The sequence below is a fragment of the Streptomyces sp. CNX435 genome (assembly GCF_059570575.1).
Genome location: NZ_JCANTA010000011.1, coordinates 156,783 through 175,350 on the forward strand (window position 1 = coordinate 156,783; position 18,568 = coordinate 175,350).

At 71.6% G+C, this 18,568-nt stretch carries 18 protein-coding genes and 1 pseudogene; 9 read left to right on the plus strand and 10 right to left on the minus strand.

The features are described 5' to 3' along the window. The first annotated feature begins 216 nt into the window (after positions 1–216). Positions 217–1,338, plus strand: coding sequence for a GAF domain-containing sensor histidine kinase (locus T328_RS19810; RefSeq protein WP_496497422.1), 1,122 nt, complete (start codon positions 217–219; stop codon positions 1,336–1,338). Between the two features lie 30 nt (positions 1,339–1,368). On the opposite strand, the gene T328_RS19815 is transcribed toward T328_RS19810, so the two are convergent. Continuing rightward, a complete protein-coding gene (locus T328_RS19815) occupies positions 1,369–2,076 on the minus strand; it encodes a response regulator (protein WP_496497423.1) in 708 nt (235 codons plus the stop codon). Further along, positions 2,073–2,813 (minus strand): CBS domain-containing protein, encoded by a 741-nt coding sequence (locus T328_RS19820; protein WP_496497424.1) that lies wholly within the window; start codon positions 2,811–2,813, stop codon positions 2,073–2,075. Before T328_RS19820 ends, T328_RS19815 begins: the two co-directional genes overlap by 4 nt. 333 nt (positions 2,814–3,146) lie before the next feature. Between T328_RS19820 and T328_RS19825 the strand changes: the two genes are divergently transcribed. Further along, entirely contained in the window at positions 3,147–4,025 is an 879-nt protein-coding gene (locus T328_RS19825) for a universal stress protein (protein WP_496497425.1), read from the plus strand. 42 nt (positions 4,026–4,067) lie between these two features. Further along, complete coding sequence (locus tag T328_RS19830) at positions 4,068–4,214, plus strand: Tn3 family transposase (RefSeq protein ID WP_496497508.1); 147 nt, start codon at positions 4,068–4,070, stop codon at positions 4,212–4,214. A 52-nt stretch (positions 4,215–4,266) separates the two neighbouring features. Here the strand turns inward: T328_RS19830 and T328_RS19835 are convergent, their stop codons facing one another. Continuing rightward, a complete protein-coding gene (locus tag T328_RS19835; protein ID WP_496497426.1) occupies positions 4,267–5,259 on the minus strand; it encodes an Acg family FMN-binding oxidoreductase in 993 nt (330 codons plus the stop codon). Positions 5,260–5,473: 214 nt separating this feature from the next. On the opposite strand from T328_RS19835, the gene T328_RS19840 reads away from it, so the two are divergent. Beyond that, positions 5,474–5,986, plus strand: a complete 513-nt coding sequence (locus T328_RS19840; RefSeq protein WP_496497427.1) for a hypothetical protein — start codon at positions 5,474–5,476, stop codon at positions 5,984–5,986. A 28-nt stretch (positions 5,987–6,014) separates the two neighbouring features. Beyond that, positions 6,015–6,389, plus strand: a complete 375-nt coding sequence (locus T328_RS19845; protein WP_496497428.1) for a hypothetical protein — start codon at positions 6,015–6,017, stop codon at positions 6,387–6,389. A gap of 138 nt (positions 6,390–6,527) precedes the next feature. Here T328_RS19845 and T328_RS19850 read toward each other — a convergent pair whose 3' ends face one another. After that, the gene (locus T328_RS19850; RefSeq protein ID WP_496497429.1) at positions 6,528–7,814 is read right to left on the minus strand and encodes a GAP1-M domain-containing protein; all 1,287 of its coding nucleotides are present in this window, start codon (positions 7,812–7,814) and stop codon (positions 6,528–6,530) included. A 378-nt stretch (positions 7,815–8,192) separates the two neighbouring features. On the opposite strand from T328_RS19850, the gene T328_RS19855 reads away from it, so the two are divergent. Beyond that, complete coding sequence (locus tag T328_RS19855; RefSeq protein WP_496497430.1) at positions 8,193–8,924, plus strand: SGNH/GDSL hydrolase family protein; 732 nt, start codon at positions 8,193–8,195, stop codon at positions 8,922–8,924. 172 nt (positions 8,925–9,096) lie between these two features. On the opposite strand, the gene T328_RS19860 is transcribed toward T328_RS19855, so the two are convergent. The 4 genes and pseudogenes from T328_RS19860 to T328_RS19875 form a co-directional block, all read right to left on the minus strand. Next, positions 9,097–9,882, minus strand: coding sequence for an SAM-dependent methyltransferase (locus T328_RS19860; RefSeq protein WP_496497509.1), 786 nt, complete (start codon positions 9,880–9,882; stop codon positions 9,097–9,099). 213 nt (positions 9,883–10,095) lie between these two features. Next, a pseudogene (locus T328_RS19865) lies at positions 10,096–10,410 on the minus strand (sigma factor-like helix-turn-helix DNA-binding protein); the annotation flags it as partial. Positions 10,411–10,550: 140 nt separating this feature from the next. Then, the gene (locus T328_RS19870) at positions 10,551–11,225 is read right to left on the minus strand and encodes a response regulator transcription factor (RefSeq protein ID WP_496497431.1); all 675 of its coding nucleotides are present in this window, start codon (positions 11,223–11,225) and stop codon (positions 10,551–10,553) included. After that, positions 11,222–12,511: a sensor histidine kinase gene (locus T328_RS19875; protein WP_496497432.1), complete on the minus strand. Its 1,290-nt coding sequence runs from the start codon at positions 12,509–12,511 to the stop codon at positions 11,222–11,224. Before T328_RS19875 ends, T328_RS19870 begins: the two co-directional genes overlap by 4 nt. A 176-nt stretch (positions 12,512–12,687) precedes the next feature. Between T328_RS19875 and T328_RS19880 the strand changes: the two genes are divergently transcribed. Beyond that, positions 12,688–13,737, plus strand: coding sequence for an SDR family NAD(P)-dependent oxidoreductase (locus T328_RS19880; RefSeq protein WP_496497433.1), 1,050 nt, complete (start codon positions 12,688–12,690; stop codon positions 13,735–13,737). 48 nt (positions 13,738–13,785) lie between these two features. On the opposite strand, the gene T328_RS19885 is transcribed toward T328_RS19880, so the two are convergent. Continuing rightward, positions 13,786–14,649, minus strand: a complete 864-nt coding sequence (locus T328_RS19885; protein WP_496497434.1) for an NAD(P)H-binding protein — start codon at positions 14,647–14,649, stop codon at positions 13,786–13,788. 91 nt (positions 14,650–14,740) lie between these two features. Between T328_RS19885 and T328_RS19890 the strand changes: the two genes are divergently transcribed. After that, positions 14,741–15,181 carry a MarR family winged helix-turn-helix transcriptional regulator gene (locus tag T328_RS19890; protein WP_496497435.1) on the plus strand — a complete coding sequence of 147 codons (441 nt, stop codon included), beginning with the start codon at positions 14,741–14,743 and terminating at the stop codon, positions 15,179–15,181. A 162-nt stretch (positions 15,182–15,343) separates the two neighbouring features. Here T328_RS19890 and T328_RS19895 read toward each other — a convergent pair whose 3' ends face one another. After that, positions 15,344–16,153: a DUF4190 domain-containing protein gene (locus tag T328_RS19895; RefSeq protein WP_496497436.1), complete on the minus strand. Its 810-nt coding sequence runs from the start codon at positions 16,151–16,153 to the stop codon at positions 15,344–15,346. A gap of 196 nt (positions 16,154–16,349) precedes the next feature. Between T328_RS19895 and T328_RS19900 the strand changes: the two genes are divergently transcribed. Continuing rightward, on the plus strand, positions 16,350–18,554 hold the full coding sequence (locus T328_RS19900) for an N-6 DNA methylase (protein WP_496497437.1): 2,205 nt from the start codon (positions 16,350–16,352) through the stop codon (positions 18,552–18,554). Positions 18,555–18,568 lie beyond the last annotated feature (14 nt).

The following is an 18,568-nucleotide window of genomic DNA, read 5'->3' on the forward strand; positions in this document are numbered from 1 at the left end:
GGGCACCGCCCCGGGCCGGCCGGCGCCGACCGTGACGCTTCGCGATCGGTCCAGTGCGCCGTGCGACACCGCCCCGCATCGGCGGCGGGCCGACAAGTCTGGCGTTAACGTGAGGAAAAGGGGCGTGGAGCGAGGTCGCACGGAGGGCCGGTGAGTGAGCGAGGCGTGAGCCCGTACAGACGCCGTCCGGGCGAGCCTGTACATGACCCGGAACCGTTGCGGTTCACCGAACGGTGGCTTGAGGCCAACGCGGACATCACCGCCGGTCTGCTCTCCGGGCTGGAGGAACCCGCCGTCGTGGAGATGATCGTCGACCGTGCCCGCCGCATTCTGCGGACGGACCTCGGCGTCCTCGCCCTGACCGAGGGGGACTCCGGACAGCTGCGGGTGGCGCTCGCCTCCGGGGACGAGGCGGAGACGTACCAGGGTGTGCTGCTGCCCCGCCGCGGATCGTTCGTGGGAGCGGCTGCCGAGGCCGGGAAGCCGATCACGAGCACCGACATCTCCCGTGATCCGCGGATCACCGCGGGACCGCCCAGGCCGCAGACGCTCGGGCCGGCGGTCGCCGTCCCCATGGTCGCCGGGGAGGGCGTCCGGGGAGTGCTGCTGCTCGCCCGCTGCGACCCTCTCGATATGTTCACCGAGGTCGAGACCGGCCCTCTGCTGGCCTTCGCGGGGCAGGCCGCGATCGCCATGGAACTCGCCGACCGCCGGCGCGACGCGGAGCAGATCGCGCTCCTGAAGGACCGCGACCGCATTGCGCGGGACCTGCACGACCTCGCGATCCAGCGGCTGTTCGCCACCGGGATCTCGGTGCAGAGCGCTCTGCGGTTCGTCGAGCACGAGGAAGCCCGCGCACGTCTGCTGCGTGCGGTGGACGACCTGGACGAGACCACCCGGATCATCCGCTCGACGATCTTCGGTCTCCGCACCAGGCGGGGAAGGGAAGGCGGTGGTCTGCGGGCCGAGGTCGTCCGGGCGGTGGAGGACGCCGTGCCGGCCCTCGGGTTCACACCCTCCCTCCGTCTGGAGGGTCTCATCGACACGGACGTGCCCAGGGATGTCGCCGACGCCGTCGGGGCGGTGCTGGGTGAGGCTCTCACCAACGTCGCCCGGCACGCGCAGGCGACCGCCGCCGAGGTGGCCCTGACCGTGACCGACGGTACGGCCACGTTGTCGGTGCAGGACGACGGGGTGGGTATGCCGCAGAACGGCCGTCGCAGCGGACTGGCGAATCTCGCCGACCGCGCGGAGAAACTGGGCGGACGGCTCTCGGTCGCGGCTCCGCGGCAGGGCGGCACGAGTGTGACCTGGTCCGTGCCCCTCGCCGGGAAATGACCGGGCAGCCCGGATAACCCCCGGCCCGGGTCACCGGCCCCCGGTGCCCTCGCCGTCCGGTCGTACGCCGGCCTGAGTGGCGATGACGGCGGCCTGGATGCGGCGCTCGACCCCGAGCTTGCTGAGCAGCCGGGAGATGTTGTTCTTGACAGTCTTCTCCGAGAGATACAGCTTCTTGCCGATCTCCCGGTTGGTGAGCCCGTCGCCGATCAGCGCGAGGATTTCCCGCTCCCGGGGAGCGAGGTCCGACAGCGGACCCTGCTCCCCGGCGGCCTCGGGCTCGCCCCGGAGGCTGTCCAGCAGCCGGCCGGTCGTGGCCGGATCCAGCATCGACTGACCCGAGGCGACCGTGCGCACGGCCGCGACCAGGTCAGAGTTCTTGATCTGCTTGAGTACGTAACCGGCCGCCCCGGCGAGAATCGCGTCCAGCAGTGCCTCGTCGTCGTCGAAGGAGGTGAGCATCAGGCAGGGGAGGTCCGGCATCCGGGAACGCAGTTCCCGGCACACCGCGATGCCGTTGCCGTCCGGGAGCCTGACGTCGAGGACCGCCACGTCGGGCCGGAGAGCAGGGCCGCGGGCCATGGCCTGGCCGGCGGTCGACGCCTCCCCGACCACCCGGATGTCGGGCTCGTCCTCCAGCAGGTCCCGGAGCCCGCGCCGTACCACCTCGTGGTCGTCGAGGAGGAAGACCCGAATCGGCGCCGCCGTGGAGGCGGTGAACCCACCCGGTTCGGTCACGTCGGCTCCTCGGGCGGGGGAGCTGTCGCGCCCTCCGGTTCTCCCTCGTGGCCCGGAGCCGCCGCCCCCCGCCGGCCCTCCCCAGGCGCGCCGTCCGGCCGCTCCAGACGGAAGCCGACATCCACGACGCCTTCGACCGCGCGCGCCATGCGTGCCGCCAGTGGTACGAGAGATGTGTTGCGGAACCAGCCCGTGAGCGTCACGACGCCCTTGTTGACTTCTACGTGCACGGTGGCCCCTCCCAGGGGGAAGAGGGGTTCGATGGCCTGCTGCCGCACGTCTTCGGCGATGTCCTGATCGGACCGCAGGAAGACCTTCAGCAGGTCGCCGCGGCTGACGATGCCGGTCAGGTGCCCCTCGCCGTCCACGACCGGAAGCCGCTTCAAGCGCCGCAGGGCCATGGCCCGGGCGGCCTCCGCGAGGGTCACGTCGGCCCGTACGGACACGGCGGGCGCGGTCATGAGGTCGCGTGCGACCACCGCGCCGGCCTTCACGATGTGCTCCGGTCGCCGGATCCGGTCCGCCGCCGACAGCGCGCTGTCGTGGTACTCCTCCTTGGGCAGCAGGTCGGCCTCCGACACCACCCCGATGACACGGCCGTCGCCCTCCAGCACGGGCAGCGCGCTGACCTCCCACTTCCGCAGCGTCGCGACGATCTCCTTGAAAGAAGCCTCCGGCCCGACCGCGACGACCGTCCGTGTCATCACGTCGCTGACCAGATACGGCGAATGGTTCATGACGATCCTTCCGGGGCCGGGGCAGGACACGGGCCGCGCGCCCGGACGAGCAAGGTCGAATTACCACTCCGTCACCGGAATCTCCTCGTGCGGGCGGAACTATCACTCGAACGGCGAACAGGTCAGGACCGCTCAGACAGGTCCGCCGTGGTCACTCCGTCGTGCGGGCGTCGTGCCTCCCCACGGGCGGCCAGGGGCCCGACCGGGACCCTTCGGCTCGCAGCCGGGCCGAGTGGCCCCTCCACCGGCCACTCCTCCCGGCGGACGCTGGAGGGGAGATCGGCGGCGCGCGGGCCGCCGGAGAGGCGACTTCGACGAAGGGACGTGAGGGTGATGGAACACCCCCTGGTCGTCGGTACCGACGGCTCCACTCACAGCATGCAGGCCATCGACCTGGCGGCCGACGAAGCGGTCCGCCACGGTGTGCCGCTGCGAGTCGTGTTCGCCTCGCTCTGGGAGCGGTACGAATCGGTGGTCCCCGACATCCGGGAGGACGAGCGGCCACCGCTGGAGGTGCTCGCCGAGAACATCGCCGCGTCCGGTGCGGAGCGGGCGGTCAGGCGTCAGCCGGATCTGAAGGTGACCAGCCGGATCCTGGCCGACGAGCCGGCAACCGCCCTCCAGGAGGAGAGCCACGGGGCACTCGCCGTCGTCACCGGCTCCCGCGGGCGGGGCGGCGTCGCCTCTCTTCTGCTCGGATCCGTGAGCCTCGCGGTGGCCGCCCGGGCCGCCTGCCCCGTCATCGTGACCCGGGGAGACGAGAAGACCTGGGCCGACCTCTCCCGTCCCGTCGTCCTAGGTGTGAGCGAACTGGCCGAAGGGCAGGCCGCCAGCGAGTTCGCCTTCCGCGAGGCGGCGGCACGGCGCAGCCCGCTGCTGGCCGTACGGGCATGGCGATGCCCCATCTACGAGACCGCCGACCACCCCCACCTCGGGCACGACTCCGCCGTGCTCCACGAGGAGAGAGCCGCGGCAGTCCTCACCGACGTGCTGTACGAGCCGCAACGCGCACACCCGGACGTCGAAGCGCGGCCCCGCGTCGCCGAGGGCCCGGCCCACCACGTGCTCATGGGCGCCTCCGCCGAGGCCGGCCTGGTCGTGCTCGGCGCACCCCGCCGGCGCGGGCACGTCGGACTCCAACTGGGGCGCGTGACGCACACGCTCCTGCACCACGCCCCGTGCCCCGTCGCCGTGGTCCCCGAGCGGCACTGACCGCGCGGCCGGCCGCTGTTCGGTGACCCGGAGAAGGACATCATCAACTGGCGGCTGATCGAGAACCACTGGCAGGACCTCATGCGGGTGGTGCTGTCGATCCGCGAGGGCCGGCTGTCCTCGGCCGCGCTGCTGCGCAGGTTGGGCAACGAGTCCTGGCCGCGTGACCGGTGCGGTCTACGTGATTGATGTGTGATGAAGCTGCGCCGGTCCAGTCGGAAGGGGCGCCCGAAACCACCTCCTATGGCTCGATGTCGAGCACGTCTTCCACCGGGCGACGTGGTGTCACCGGGCCCTGCTCGCCGTATCCCAGGCGCAACACCATCTGCACGAACCCCGTCGCCGACTGCGGGTCGCGTACGGCCCAGCGGAGTTCCGGCGTTTCGAGCGGGTGGGACGTGAGCGAGGTTGCCAGCCCGTCCAGGGTCGCTTCGAGAAGGACGCGTTCCAATGCCTGTCCCGCCTTGAGCCAGTCCTCCGGCCGGTCGCCGGTTGTGCCCAGCAGGGCCAGATGAGGTTTGTTCTCGAACGTGGCCACATCGCGGCCGGTCACGGGGCGCCGGCCTGCGAAGTCGCGCACCGGGGCCTTTCCGGCCCGCTTGCGCGGGCCGAAGGCGTAGTCGGGGATTCCGTCGGCCGGCGTGCCGGTCATGTCGGCGCCGATACGGGTCCAGCGGACGACGTCCTGGAACTTGCCGGGGTCCAACGAGTCCCGCCCCTCGGCATCGTGAACCAGGTCCAGCACGGACTCCACATGCCATTCGGAGGGAAAGAGCAGCCGTGTTCCTTCCCGTAGGGCCGCGCCGCACAAGGCGTCCTGTATGGCCCTGGGTATGTCTTCTTCCGAGAACGGATAACGGCTGGTGTGCCGACGGCGGATAGCTGGGTACAGGGGGGCGAGATCGGTCTCCGGGCGTACGGGATCGGTCAGCTCCACCATCGCGAGCAGCTCCGGGTCCGCTGGGTCGGGCAGCAGGCGGGTGGTCGACTCCCAGCCCGCGTGAGCGGCGGCGACACGCAGGTTGAACAGGGCCGCGCCGCATCCGATGTGGAGGGCACGGGTGGTGGGGTCGGTGTGTGGCATGGTCCGCTCGGGATCCGATCGGATGTGGAAGGTGCGGCCGGCGCGGAAAAAGCGGAACTTCCACGGCTGCGCGTTGTGCATGGACGGTGCGGCCGTGGCGTCGCTGACGAGGGCCGTCACGGTCTTCGCGTCAAGGGGTTGTACGGACACCGGGGGCCTCCCTCCGGGAGCCGACTGGCCTGGGCGCAACAGCGGCCCGCCTCTACTCAGAGTAGTCGCGGCGCGCCCGCACGGCAGCGCTGAGCATCGGGGATAACGTCACCACTGATCTTTTCCGTGGCTAAGTACCGCAATTCGATCAGTGCCGCCAGTGAGGGGCGCCCGGCGGCAGCACCGGTTCCGACGACTGAGCAGGAGATGGGCCGTGAACTTCACCGGGCGCGAGTGGTGGGCCCTCGTCCACGGGATGATCCTTGGCGCCGCCTTCCTGCTCGCCTTCGCCGGCGGGCTTGCCGAGCTGTACAGCCTCAAGCCCGCCCTGATAACGCGCGAGGGTGTGGTGGAGCGGATGCGGCGGGTCCGGATCGGCGTCACCGCCATGGCGGTGACAGCATGGGCGACCGTGATCACTGGCACCTGGGTCGTCTACCCGTGGTATCGGGCTGAGAACCCGGACAGTCCCAGGTCACAGCTGCTTGCCAACCCGGACACGGCTGACTGGCACGAATTCGGCATGGAGTGGAAGGAGCACATCGCCTGGCTCAGCCCGATCCTGGCCACTGCCGTCGTCTTCATCGTCTGGTACTACGGCCCGGGCCTGATCCGGCACAACCGGGTCCGCCACACCACCATCACCCTGTTCGTCCTCGCCTTCGCCTTCGCCGCGGTAGCAGGGGCATTCGGCGCCTTCATCACCAAGGTGGCACCCGTCCAATGACCAGGCTCTGAGAAAGGGGGTCGCGGACATGGAACCCAAGAACGGGGCGACACCCACCGCAGACGGAGGGGAAGAGGACTTCCCCCTCAGCGAAAAGGCGGAGGGACCGATCTCGGCAGCGATCATCGCCTCGGGCGTCGGAGCCACCGCACTGGGCGTTCTCACTACGCTTGCCGAGGCCAGCACGACGGTCAAGGACGGTCTGGAGTGGAGCGACTCGGTCGGTCCGCTGTCCGGCAAGACCATCCTGGCCATGGTGGTGTGGCTGGTGGCTTGGGGAGTCCTGCATAACGTACTGCGCAACAAGCCGTTCGAGACCGTGCGTGCCCTCGTCATCGGCCTTGTGCTCATCGCCATTGGGGGCCTCGGAACCTTCCCGCCGTTCTTCCAGCTCTTCGCGTAGGCCCTGTACTCGTGTAGCTGCCGTCACCCGACAGTCGCTGTCGGTAATCGTCGACGCAATCCGTAAGGCTCACACTCCCTGTGATTAACCGATACTTCCATTTATGAGAGTATCCTGAATGGAAGCATCAGGGCTGCGCTATGGAGGCGGACCGCTGTCAACTACCCGGCCTGAAGGGCCGGGTTTGCAGGCAGAGTGAGAGCTGATGTCCCACTGTGGTTCCCTGCGTCCGGTACCGCTAGGCGGTACTGGGGCGGTTGACTGCGCCCCGCTTCCACGCGGCATCGGCCCGGTGGGCGACGTTGCGGGAGCCCCAGCGCCCGCGCCACCGCGATCGCCGCACACACCTCCGCCCGCGGCAGCGGCCGCGTCGGCCGCCACGAGGACACCGACTACGGCCGGCTGCTGATGACCGGCACGCCCCGCCTCCAGGCCCGCGAGCGAGTGGCCCGGCAGATCGAGGAGTCCTGGAGCGTTGGAGAGCGCACGCGGACGGGTAGCCGGAGCGCGCGGCCGACCGACGAGAACCCCGCCTCGGCCGACAACCGGGGCCCGGGAGCCGGCAGTTCCCCGGCGGAGAACGACCGGCCCCAGCACGAACGGGCAGCCCGTCGCGGGCGGTCGCGGCGTCGAGCCCTGGATCCACCGCCACGCCGTGATCTCCGCCCACGGATCGACGGCCCGCGGACTGCCCCGGCCGCCGAGACCGTCGTGCACCCGGTAAAGGTGGTGGAGCCCCACCGGGTCCTCGCGGTCGAACTCCGTCTCCGGGCCGATGCCCAGGATCTGCTGCGGGGCGTCGTACGGCCGCGCGGTGCGGGTGACGAAGGTCAGGGCGCCGGCGTACTCACCCGACAGCGAGGCGCAGGCGAGGGCGATCCAGCGGGCGACGGTCTCCTGCTCGGACTCGACGAGGACGATCTGCCGCCCGGCCCGGGCGTCGAAGAGACGCCGTACGTCCGCGAGGAACGGTGCGACCCGTCCGCGCTGCTCGCGCGCGAAGGAGACGAGCATCTCGTGGTCGAAGTGCCCGGCGGGCCGGGGCAGTTCCGCGTCCTCGTCCCATACCTCCGAGCGCCAAGCGTCGATAGGCCAGAGGTCGCCCAGGCCCTTCCCGCCGGCGGGCAGGTGCAGGGCGTCCACGCGCCGCTCCGCTGCCCCGCCGCGATGTGCGGAACTCCCCCGCACCGTACGGGCGCTGCATAGCAGTCCTGCACCGTCGGGCAGCCTGCCGTAACTGAGCGAGCCGCCCGAGTCCTCCGCTCCCGGTGCGCTCCCCCGTGGGGGGCTGACGGCGATGAGAGCCTCCGCCTGCTCCCACAGCTCCGCCTCCGCCGACGCGCCCCCCGCAGCCGACGCACGCGGTCGCCCATCTGCTCCGTGCCGCCTCCCCCCGCCCCGTCGCGTTGGTCCGCCGACAGCCATTTTTTACGGACACCGCCGACGCGGCGCAGGCGCACAGCCGACTTTCGGCCGTGCCGTCCGGCTGCGGCGCGTACAGCAGTCCCTGTCACCAAGAGTGTGGCCCGGTTGTCCAGGAAGCACCGACCCCGGTCCCGCGCTGCCGGAAGCGTTTACGCGGGGTCCGCTTCGTATTACCTTGGGAGCGCTCCCATCGATGCCCCAGGAGGAGTGACCACCCCTCCTGCCCCCCGCCAGAGAGGCATCGGCCATGCAGACGTCACCCGGCAGCAGCCGTAGGACAGTCCTGCCCTCACTCGCCGCCGCCGCGATCACCCGGACCAACCCCGACGGCGGCGCCTGAGCGACGCCGACCCGGCCTCCCTAGAGGAAGGACAACACGTGTTTCGACGCAGACACCTTCTCGCCGGCCTGATCTCCCTGCTGGCACTGATCGCAGTCCTGGTGCCCACCGCCGGCACCGCCCACGCCCAACCCGGCGCCGGAGTACGGGTCATGCCGCTCGGCGACTCGATCACCGACGGCTTCAACGTCCCCGGCGGCTACCGCGTCGACCTGTGGCAGAAGTTCGTGGCAGGCGGCCAGGACGTCGACTTCGTCGGCTCCCAGTCCAACGGTCCCGACAGCCTCGGCGACAGGGATCACGAAGGCCACTCGGGCTGGACGATCTCCCAGATCGACCAGAACATCTCGGCCTGGCTGACCACTTACAACCCCGACACCATCCTGCTGCACATCGGCACCAACGACATGTACGGCGGCGACCCCGCCGGAGCACCGCAACGGCTCGCCGGCCTGGTCGACCACATCACCACGCAGGCGCCGGACGCGGACCTCTACGTGGCGACGATCATCCCACTGGGCTTCAACGACTCGGTCGTGCGGGCTTTCAACGCGACGATCCCCGGAATCGTGGAGAACGCGGCCAACGCCGGAAAGAACGTGCATCTGGTCGACATGTACAGCGCGCTGACCGCCGCCGACCTGGCCGACGGCGTACACCCCAACGCGGGCGGCTACAGCAAGATGGCCACGGTCTGGTACGGCGCCCTCGGCGACACCCCGGCCCCGACCGCCGCATGCGCCACACCTGCGCACGTGCTGTGCGCCTGACCGCGGGCCCTTACGGGGTGGAACGACCGTAAGGAACGCGCCCGCGCGCTCGCGCCGTTCACCATGGCGGGAGTTGACCAGGCGCCCTGGTGCGAGGGCAGCTCTCGCGCCAGGGCGCCAGGGCGCCAGGGCGCCAGGGCGCCAGGGCGCCAGGGCGCCGGCTCGTCGTTCGCTACGGCTTGCGCGCGACGCCGCAGTGGATCGCCGCCTTCGGCGGCTCACCGACCATCGCCGCGTCAGGCCGCCACTGCGGCGTGGACACCACGCCCGGCTCCACCAGCTCAAGGCCGTCGAAATACGCGGTGATCTGCTCGACGGTGCGGTTGGTGTACTCGTGGCCGGGGTTGTTCTCGTTGAACCCGTCGACCGCCGCCACCCTCGCCGGATCGGTGGTGTCGCCGTCGCTGACCACCAGATACGAGCCGGAGCAGACCACGTCCAGCAGCCGCGCCCGAATCGCGAGCGCCTCGTCGTAGTCGGGGATGTTGCCGAACAGACCGAGCAGCGTGAGCCCCACCGGCCGGGTGAAGTCCAGCGTCTCCGCGGCCTGCTCAAGCAGGCGGTCGATGTCGCGTGCGTCGGCGTCGATGTACGCGCATTCCCCCTCCGGGGTGGAGGTCAGCAGGGCGCGCGCGTGGGTCAGGACGATGGGGTCGTTGTCCACGTACACGATCCGGCAGGCCGGGTCGACGGCCTGGGCGACCTCGTGGGTGTTGTCCACGGTCGGCAGCCCGGTGCCGATGTCGAGGAACTGACGTATGCCCTCCTCCCGGGCGAGGTAGCGCACCGCACGGCGCAGGAAGGCACGCTGCTGGCGAGCGTCTACGACGATCCCCGGGAAGGTTGCCATGACGGCGTCGCCGGCTGCGCGGTCAGCGGCGTAGTTGTTCTTCCCGCCCTGCCAGTAGTCCCACATGCGCGCCGAGTGCGCCACGCTCTGGTCTATCCGGTCTTCCATGCTGCCTGCTGCGTCGTCTGCCACGGCCGTTGTCTCCTGATACGTGCGGGGGCAACTGTCGACCTACAGCAGCACGTTGACGGCCCGGCCGCCTGTTCGCGGCGGCCGGGCCGGTGTGCCCGCCGACAGCCGGCCACCGCGCCCCGGGACGGGGACCGGGGTGGCCGGCTGCCGGCTGCGCTGCCGGCTGCGCTGCCGGCTGGGCTGCCGGCGTCAGACCGCGGCCGGTGCGATGCCGGCCAGTTCGGCTTCGTGGAGCTGGCGTACCAGCGTCGTGCGGGCGCCGGAGACGCGGGAGCGCACGGTGCCCACGGGGCAGTCGCTGAGCAGCGCCGCCTCCGCGTACGGCAGGCCGACCAGCTGCGTCAGCACGAACGCCGCGCGCCGCTCGGCCGGGAGTACGGCCAGCAACTCGGCCAGGGCAACGCCCTCGTCGTGTCCCGGCAGGCCGCGCGCCTGGGCACGCTCCGCCGCGGACTGCCAGTCGTCCGTGTCCGCCAGCCGCGACCGGGCGGAGGCCCGCCGCGGACCATCAGTTCGTGACCTGCACCGCGCCCGCTGGCAGCCCTTCGCAGGAGGCGCTGGACCGGCTCACCGGAAGCCTGCCCCGAGCGGCACACCCGGCGCCCCGAGCGGCGGAATCGACGTCGTGAGCGGCTCGGTCGTCATCACGGGCCCACGTCAGCCGGGTGGGCCAGGTCGTGCCGGGCGGCGAACACGGCCAGGCGGACGCGGTTGGTGGCGTTGGTCTTCGTCATCAGGCTGGCGACGTGCGTTTTCACCGTTGTGACGCCCACGCGGAGCCGTTCGGCGATCTCGCCGTTGGACAGACCGGAGGCGACGAAGGTCAGTACCTGCTGTTCCCGTGCGGTGAGGTCGGGGAGGGCGGGCGCGTCACGGCCGGGGGGCCGGGTGGTCTGGTGGGTGCGCAGGGCCTCGTCGACCAGGCGGCGCAGGACGCCGGGGCTGAACGGGTTGTCGCCGTTCGCGGCGCGGCGGATCGCGGCGAGCAGTTCGACGGGGGTGGAGTCCTTGGCGAGGAAGCCGGACACCCCGGCGGCCAGGGCCGGGTACAGGTGCTCGTCGTCGTCGAAGGTGGTGAGGACGACGACGTGGGTCGCGGGGCGTTCGGCGAGGATGCGGCGGGTTGCCTCGGTGCCGTCCATGCCGGGCATGCGCAGGTCCATCAGGACGACGTCGGGCGCCGCCGCGCGCGCCTGGCGGACGGCCTCCTGGCCGTTGCCGGCCTCCCCGACGACGCTGAGGTCGGGGGCGGACGTGCACAGCATCCGCAGGCCGGCGCGGACGAGTTGCTGGTCGTCCACGATCAGGAGACGGATCACGGCTGCCGCTCCGATCCGCGGGAGGTGGGAGACGCGGCGTCCTCGGCCGGGCCGCTTGGCGTAGCCGTTCCCGTATCCGTTCCCGCAGGCGTTCCCGTTCCCGTTGCCGTTGCCGTTGCCGTTGCCGTTGCCGGGAGGGTCGCGGCCAGGCGCCACCCGTCCCGGGTCGGGCCCGCGTGGAGCCGGCCGTCGGTGAGGGCGACCCGTTCCCGCAGCCCCGCCAGCCCGTAGGAGTCGGGGCTGCCGTTCGGCAGCGGGAAGGTGCCCTCGTTGCGTACCTCCACCTGGACCTCCCCGCTGCCGGCGAAGCCGACGCGCACCCCGGCGGGTCGCTGCGGATCGCCGTGTTTGACGACGTTGGTGAGCCCTTCCTGGACGAGCCGGACCACGGTGAGCGCCCGTACCGCGTCCAGGCCGGCCACGGCCGGATCGACCGAGGCGGTGAGGGGGACTCCGGCGGTGCGGGCGCGCTCCATCAGAGCGTCGAGTTCCGTCGGCAGCTCGGCGGGATCGACGAGCCGGGTCTCGGGGTGGGCCGGTGCCTTGTCGGGGTCGCGCAGCACCGCGACCAGGCGCCGCAGGTCGGTCAGGGCGGTGGAGGCGCCGCGGTGGACGTCGTCGAGGACCTGGTCGACGGTGGGTTCGAGGCGCGGCATCACATGGCGGGCGACGCCGACATGGAGCACCATCGCCGCCATGTGGTGGGCGACGATGTCGTGAAGTTCGCGGGCGATCGCGGTCCGCTCGGCGAGCTGGGCCTCGCGGACACCGGCCTCGCGCCGGATCCGTTCCTCGGCGGCGCGTTGCCTGGCGAGCTGGGCGACGTCCTGCAACGACCGCACGTACGCGCCCAGTAGCACCGGCGCACCCACTACCAAGGCCACCTTGTAGCCCAGCGAGGCCAGTGCGGACGCCGGCGTGTCAGCGATGGCCACGACATACGCGCCGGTCAACGAGGCCGCGCCGCAGATCGTCGGTACTCCCCAGCGCCGCACCGCCAGCTCCAGCAGGGCGACGCTGGCCATGACCTTCACGATGACCGGGCTGGCGTCCGCGAACGCGCTGGCGATCGCGACGAGGGCGGACTGCCCCACGGTCACCGTCAGCGGAATCCGACCGGAGGCCAGGCTCAGCAGTGCCGCGCTCAGACCGAGCACCCAGTCCACCGACGAGGGCTGCCGGCCGGGCGTGTGCAGCAGGAGGAACCCGGGCACCAGGGGCAGCACGACGAGCCGCAGGGCCTTGAAGTCACCCGCGATCTCCCAGCGCAACAGCACCCGGACCATGCGCCCCACTGTACGAGCCGCCTCCGCGCGCACCCTCCTCCTGCTGGAGGACGGCACCTCCTGCTACTGGCCGGACGCTCGGGCCGGCCGCAGGAGGTGCCCTGAGCGCTGCGCGGTGAGGCTGGCGAGGCGACAACGCGAACAGCGCACGCAGAACAGTTGCCTAGGAGGCTCCCGTGACCAGCGATGACTTCGAGCGGACAGGAGCGGCGCACCAGCCGGACAGCGCCGGGGCGATGGGCGCCGGGCCGGGCGGCGCGGCCGGGGACGACGCCCCGCCGCGGCGCCGGGCCGTGCTCGGCGCCGTACTGGGTGCGGCCACGGTGGGCGCGGCGGGTGCGGGAACCCTCGCCAGCGCACGGGCCACCGACAGCGCGGCGGCCGAGGACAGCCCCGCGGCGGGGACCGGGGCCGCGGCCGGCGACGCCGCACCGGGCAGGTTCCGCGACAAGGTGGTTCTCATCACCGGCGCCACCTCCGGCATCGGCGAGGCGACCGCCCGGGCCTTCGCCGCGGAGGGTGCCAAGGTCAGTTTCTGCGGACGCCGCACGGAACTGGGCAGGAAGGTCGAGAGCGAGATCCGCGCCGCGGGCGGAGACGCCACCTACCTGCGGGCCGATGTGCGCGTCCCGGAGCAGGTCGAGAAGTTCGTGGACGACACCGTGCGCATCTACGGCCGGATCGACGTGGCGTTCAACAACGCGGGCATCACCGGCACCGCGCCCGTGCACGAACTCGATCTCGACACCTGGGAGGACGTCTACCGCACCAACACCCGCGGCGTCTTCCTGTCGATCAAGTACCAGGTGCCGCACATGCTCAGGACCGGCGGCGGTGTCATCATCTGCACCTCCTCGGGCTCGGTGCGCCCCGCGGGCACCGCCTACACCGCCAGCAAGCACGCCATCGACGGGATCATCAAGACGGCGGCGCTCGACTACGGAACCCAGGGAATCCGCGTCAACGCGATCCTGCCCGGCACCACCGACACCGCGTTCGTGCGCCTCGACGGCATGTCCGACGCGCAGTGGGAGGAGTTCAAGAAAGCCTGGGGTCCGCTCAACGTGGACGGGATGGAGCGCCTGGCCACGCCGGAAGAGATCGCACGCTCGGTCCTCTCCCTTGCGCAGGCCGACGCGTTCTCCTTCATGACCGGGTCCACGGTCTACGTGGCCGGTGGGCCGCACGGGGGCGGGAAGATGCACATGCCGGAGGGCTACTCCTGACGGTCGGACGGTAGCCGGCAGGACGCAAGGGAGAGGCCCTGCAGCCCGTCAGGAATCCGCCGCTTCCTGGAACGCAGCGGCGTTGCGCGTGCACCAGTCGGCGAATGTCCGCGGCGCGCGTCCGATCAGCTTGCGCACGTTGTCGGTGGTGTAGGCCAGGGCGCCGGCCGCCATCAACTCGAATCCCTCCACCAGTGCCTCGGCGAGCGCCGGTGGCGCGCCGTTGGCGAAGCGGGCCTTGACGGCCTCCTCGGCCGAACTCACCCTACGGACCTGCAGATCACGGCCGATCGTCTTGCTGATGACCGCGACCTGCCCGGCGATGGTGAACAGTTCCTCGCCGGAGAGGTCGTACGCCTGGCCCGCGTGGCCGTCCTCGGTGAGGACGGCGGCGGCTGCGGCGGCGATGTCGGCGGTGTCGATCGGTGCGTAGCGGCCTGGGCCGGTGGCATCCAGGACGTATCCGCCCTCGCGGATGGTGGGCAGCCATTCCAGCGTGTTCAGCATGAATCCGCCGGGCCGCAGGAATGTGGCGGGTATCCGGCAGGCGCGGACGATCTCCTCGCGTTCGTGGTGCCAGCGGCCCATGGCGGGCATGGGTTCGACGAGCACGTTGGACGATGACAGATGCACGATGTGGCGCAACCCGGCGTCCTGCGCGGCGGCGACGGCGTGCGCAACCTGCGTGGTGCCGAGGCCGGGGGTGAGCAGGAACATCCCCTCCACGCCGGCGAAGGCGGGCGGCAGCGTGGCGGGCTCGTCGAGGTCGCCGACGACCCGCTCGACGCGGTCGGGCAGCGCGGCGGCACGGGCCGGGTCGCGGGTGAGGATCCGGACGTCCGCGCCCTTGGCGTCCAGTTCTCGGACGAGGTCACGGCCGATGTTCCCGGTGGCCCCGGTGACCAGTAGCATGGCGACTCCTCAGTTCGTTTGCCGACTAGCGAATCGCGAAAACGATAGCCGGTTAATGATTAGCCGTCAATCGACTCTTCGGGGAGGGCGGATGCCCGAGTTCCTGGATCTGCACGGCAGGACGTCCAAGGCGCTTCGCGCGGCCTCCGACGAAGGCATGCGGCGCCACGGCCTGCACCTGGGGCAGAACTATCTGCTCGCCCTGCTGTGGGAACGCGACGGCCGCACTCCGGGCGAGATCGCCGCCGCCCTGCACGTCACGACGCCCACCATCGTCAAGATGGCCACCCGCATGGCCGACGCCGGGCTGCTGACCCGCCGCCGCGACGAACACGACAACCGGCTCGTCCGGCTCTGGCTGACCGACGAGGGCCGCACCCTGCAGGAGCCCGTCGAGGCGGAACGCCGCGCGCTTGAGGAGAAGGTCCTCGCCGACCTCACCGCCCCCGAACGAAAGCACCTGATGGCCGCGCTCACCAAGATCCACCGCTCCGCGTCGGCCCTGCTCGCCAAGCCCGGCCCTCCCGATTGAGTCCGATCGCACCGAGCACGCCGGACGCCGTGCCGCCCCGGCGGAGGCGCCGACCCGGTTCTCGGCGAAGCGGCTGCGTATACGCGACGTAGGTACGTACACGAGTGTCGGCCCGGAACCGTGGGGACGGTTTCGGGCCGACGGCTTTTCACGGCTGGAAGGTCACAGGGGCAGCTTCCAGCCCGCCTCGTCGAGCAGCAGGTCCGGGGTGATCACGACCTCGAGCTCCTTGGCGGTCGGCGGCGCGTCGAAGACCAGCTCCGCGCTGTCCGACTCGCCGGGGGCGAGCCTCTCCTCCCAGTCGTGCTCAAGGATGCCGTGCGTGTCGTCCGCGACTTCTTCGGCCTTCCTGCCGTCGGCCTCCGCTTCGATGGTCATAAAGGGGTCCGTGAAGTCCTCGTCACCGGTGTTCTCGACCGTGACAGTGATCTTCCACGCCTTGTTGCCCTCGGAGTGGCCGCTGATGAGGGTGTTGGGGTCGACGGTGTACGGGGCCGGCTTGGAGACGGTCACCTTGACGCCGTTGTTGTACGTCGCCGACTCGCCTGCGCCGAGGTCCGTGACGCTGTTGCTGGCGCCCGTCTCCTCCTCGATCTCCGTCTCGACCTCGTTGAACACCCACAGGGTCACGATGAGGCCGATGACCGTCAGGATGAGCGACAGGGCGCCCAGAATCGTGCCGGCGATCGCCACGCCCTTGTTGGTGGCCCGCCCCTTCTTGGCACGGCTCGTGCCGAGGATGCCGAAGATCAGGGCGAGGATACCGAGGGGCCCGGCCAGCCAGAACAGGATCATCGGGATGCCGCTGAGGACTCCGATGATGCCCAGGACCAGGGCGGTGACGCCGAAGCCGTTACGGGCCTGGGCCGGTGCGCCGTGTGCGCCGTGTGCACCGTATGCACCGTGCGCGCCGTGGGGGCCGTGGGGGCCGTGGGGGCCCTGGGGTGGCTGGTACTGCATCTGGTGAGACATACGGGAGTGGCCCCTTCCGGGCGCTGATCGACGTTCCGCTGATGTGCGGAGCCCATCACAGCAGAAGAGTGTGAATCGAGTCAACACGCTTCTATCGTTAATGAAGATTCACGCTGTGAAGAGATGTTCCGTAGCATGATGGGTATGCTGCTGACACAGCACGCAGCGGGCACGCATCGGGACAGGAGCCAGCCAGGTGCCGGACAACGCAGCAACGGACAACGCGACGGACGACGGCGGCACCGACCGGTCCACCGAGGTCACCGCCGCCGGTATCGCACGGCTGGCCGGGGTCGGCCGGGCCGCCGTCAGCAACTGGCGCCGTCGGCATGCCGACTTCCCCAAGCCGGTCGGCGGCACCGAGACCAGCCCCTCCTTCGCCCTCAGTGACATCGAGCGCTGGCTGCTTGAGCAGGGCAAGCTCGCCGAGGTGCCACTGAGCGAGCGGGTCTGGCAGCAGATCGTCGGCCATCCCTCCGGCGCCGTGGGTGCGCTCCAGCAGGCCGGCGCCGTTCTGCTCCTGGTCCGCGACCGCCCCGCGGCCTGGCGCCAGCTCCGCGGCGCTTCCGACGACGCCCATCTGACCGGCGTCCTGCCCGCGATGCTGGACTCAGCGCTGACCGCCCGGCTCGGCGACGGCCACCCCGTGGGGGCCCTGACCCGCGAGGCGCTCGCCCCCTCCGCGGCGCTGGTGCGCGCCACCGCCGAGCTCGCGGCGCTGATGGGCGCCCCCGAGGCGTACGCCTTCCTGCTGGGCCGCCATCTGGACACCAACCCCCGCCAGTACACCCTCACCCCGCCGGGCCCGGCCGCGCTGATGGCCGAACTCGCCGTGACCGACGCCCCGTTGGGCTCCGTACTCGACCCAGCCTGCGGCGCCGGCGCCCTGCTGACCGCCGCGCAGGAACGGTCAGCCGAGTCCGCCGACTCCGCCGAGTCCGCCGAGTCCGCCGACACCACCGGCCCGGACGCGGCCCCCCTCGCCCTCTACGCCCAGGAGGCCGACCCCGACCTCGCCGCACTCACCGCGCTCCACCTCGCGCTGAGTCTCCCCGAAGCGCGCGTCCACGTACGGGCCGCCGACACCCTGCGCGCCGACGCCTTCCCGGAGTTGGCCGCCGACGCCGTCCTCGTCCACCCGCCGTTCAACGAACGCAACTGGGGCCATGACGAGATGGCCTACGACCCCCGCTGGGAGTACGGCTTCCCGGCCCGCACCGAATCCGAACTGGCCTGGGTCCAGCACGCGCTGGCCCGGCTGCGCGAGGGCGGCACCGCCGTGCTGCTGATGCCGCCGGCCGCCGCCTCCCGCCGCTCCGGCCGCAGGATCCGCGCCGATCTGCTGCGCCGCGGCGCCCTGCGCGCCGTCATCGCGCTGCCCGCCGGCGCGGCCCCGCCCAACGGCGTCCCCCTCCATCTGTGGGTGCTGCGCAAGCCCGACGGCAGCGCACAGCCCGCCCCCCAGCTCCTCGTCGTGGACACCGCGGCGCCGACCGCCGTCGGCTCCTCCGGACCCCCGGGCCGCGACAGACTCGACTGGCAGGCCGCGCACACCACCGCCGTCGAGGCATGGCGCGCCTTCGACAGGGACGGCGGCGTCGAGGAAATGCCCGGCGTACGACGCTCGTTGGCCGCCATCGACCTCCTCGACGACGATGTCGACCTCGCCCCCGCCCGCCATCTCCCCCCGCCCGCCGTGGCCGGCGGTCCCGCCGTACTGTCCCAGGTGCGCGACCGCCTGACCGACACCCTCGCCCGTACGGCCCGGATCACCCCCCGCCCGACCTTCCAGGACACCGTCGCCGCCGCGCCCCCGGCCCGCTGGCCGATGACCGCCGTCGGCGAACTCGCCCGCTCCGGCGCCCTGGTGCTGCGCGCCGGGGGGCCCGGCACCGCGCTCCCCGGCGTCCCGTTCGCCGTCCTGACCGACCACGACGTCATCGCCGCCACCGGCCCCACCGGCACCCTCCCGGAGACCGCGCCCGGCACTCCCGCCGAGGAGGCGGTCCTCGTCCAGGAAGGCGATGTGGTCGTCCCCATCCTCGGCGGCGGCGCCATCGCGCGCGTCATCGACGACACCACCGCCGGCGCCGCCATGGGCCGCAACCTCACCCTGCTGCGCCCCGACCCCGCGGCGCTCGACCCATGGTTCCTGGCCGGCTTCCTCCGCGGCACCGCCAACAACCGCCAGGCCAGCAGCTACGCCTCCACCGCCACCCGCCTGGACGTCCGCCGCCTCCAGCTCCCCCGTCTCCCCCTGTCCGAACAGCGCCGCTACGGCACCCGGTTCCGCGACCTGGCGGCCTTCGAGGAGGCCCTGCGCCTCGCCTCCCGCCTCGGTGAACAACTGGTGCAAGGGCTGTACGACGGGCTCACGGAAGGGTCGGTGACGCCGGACTGAGAGGCCGGACTGAG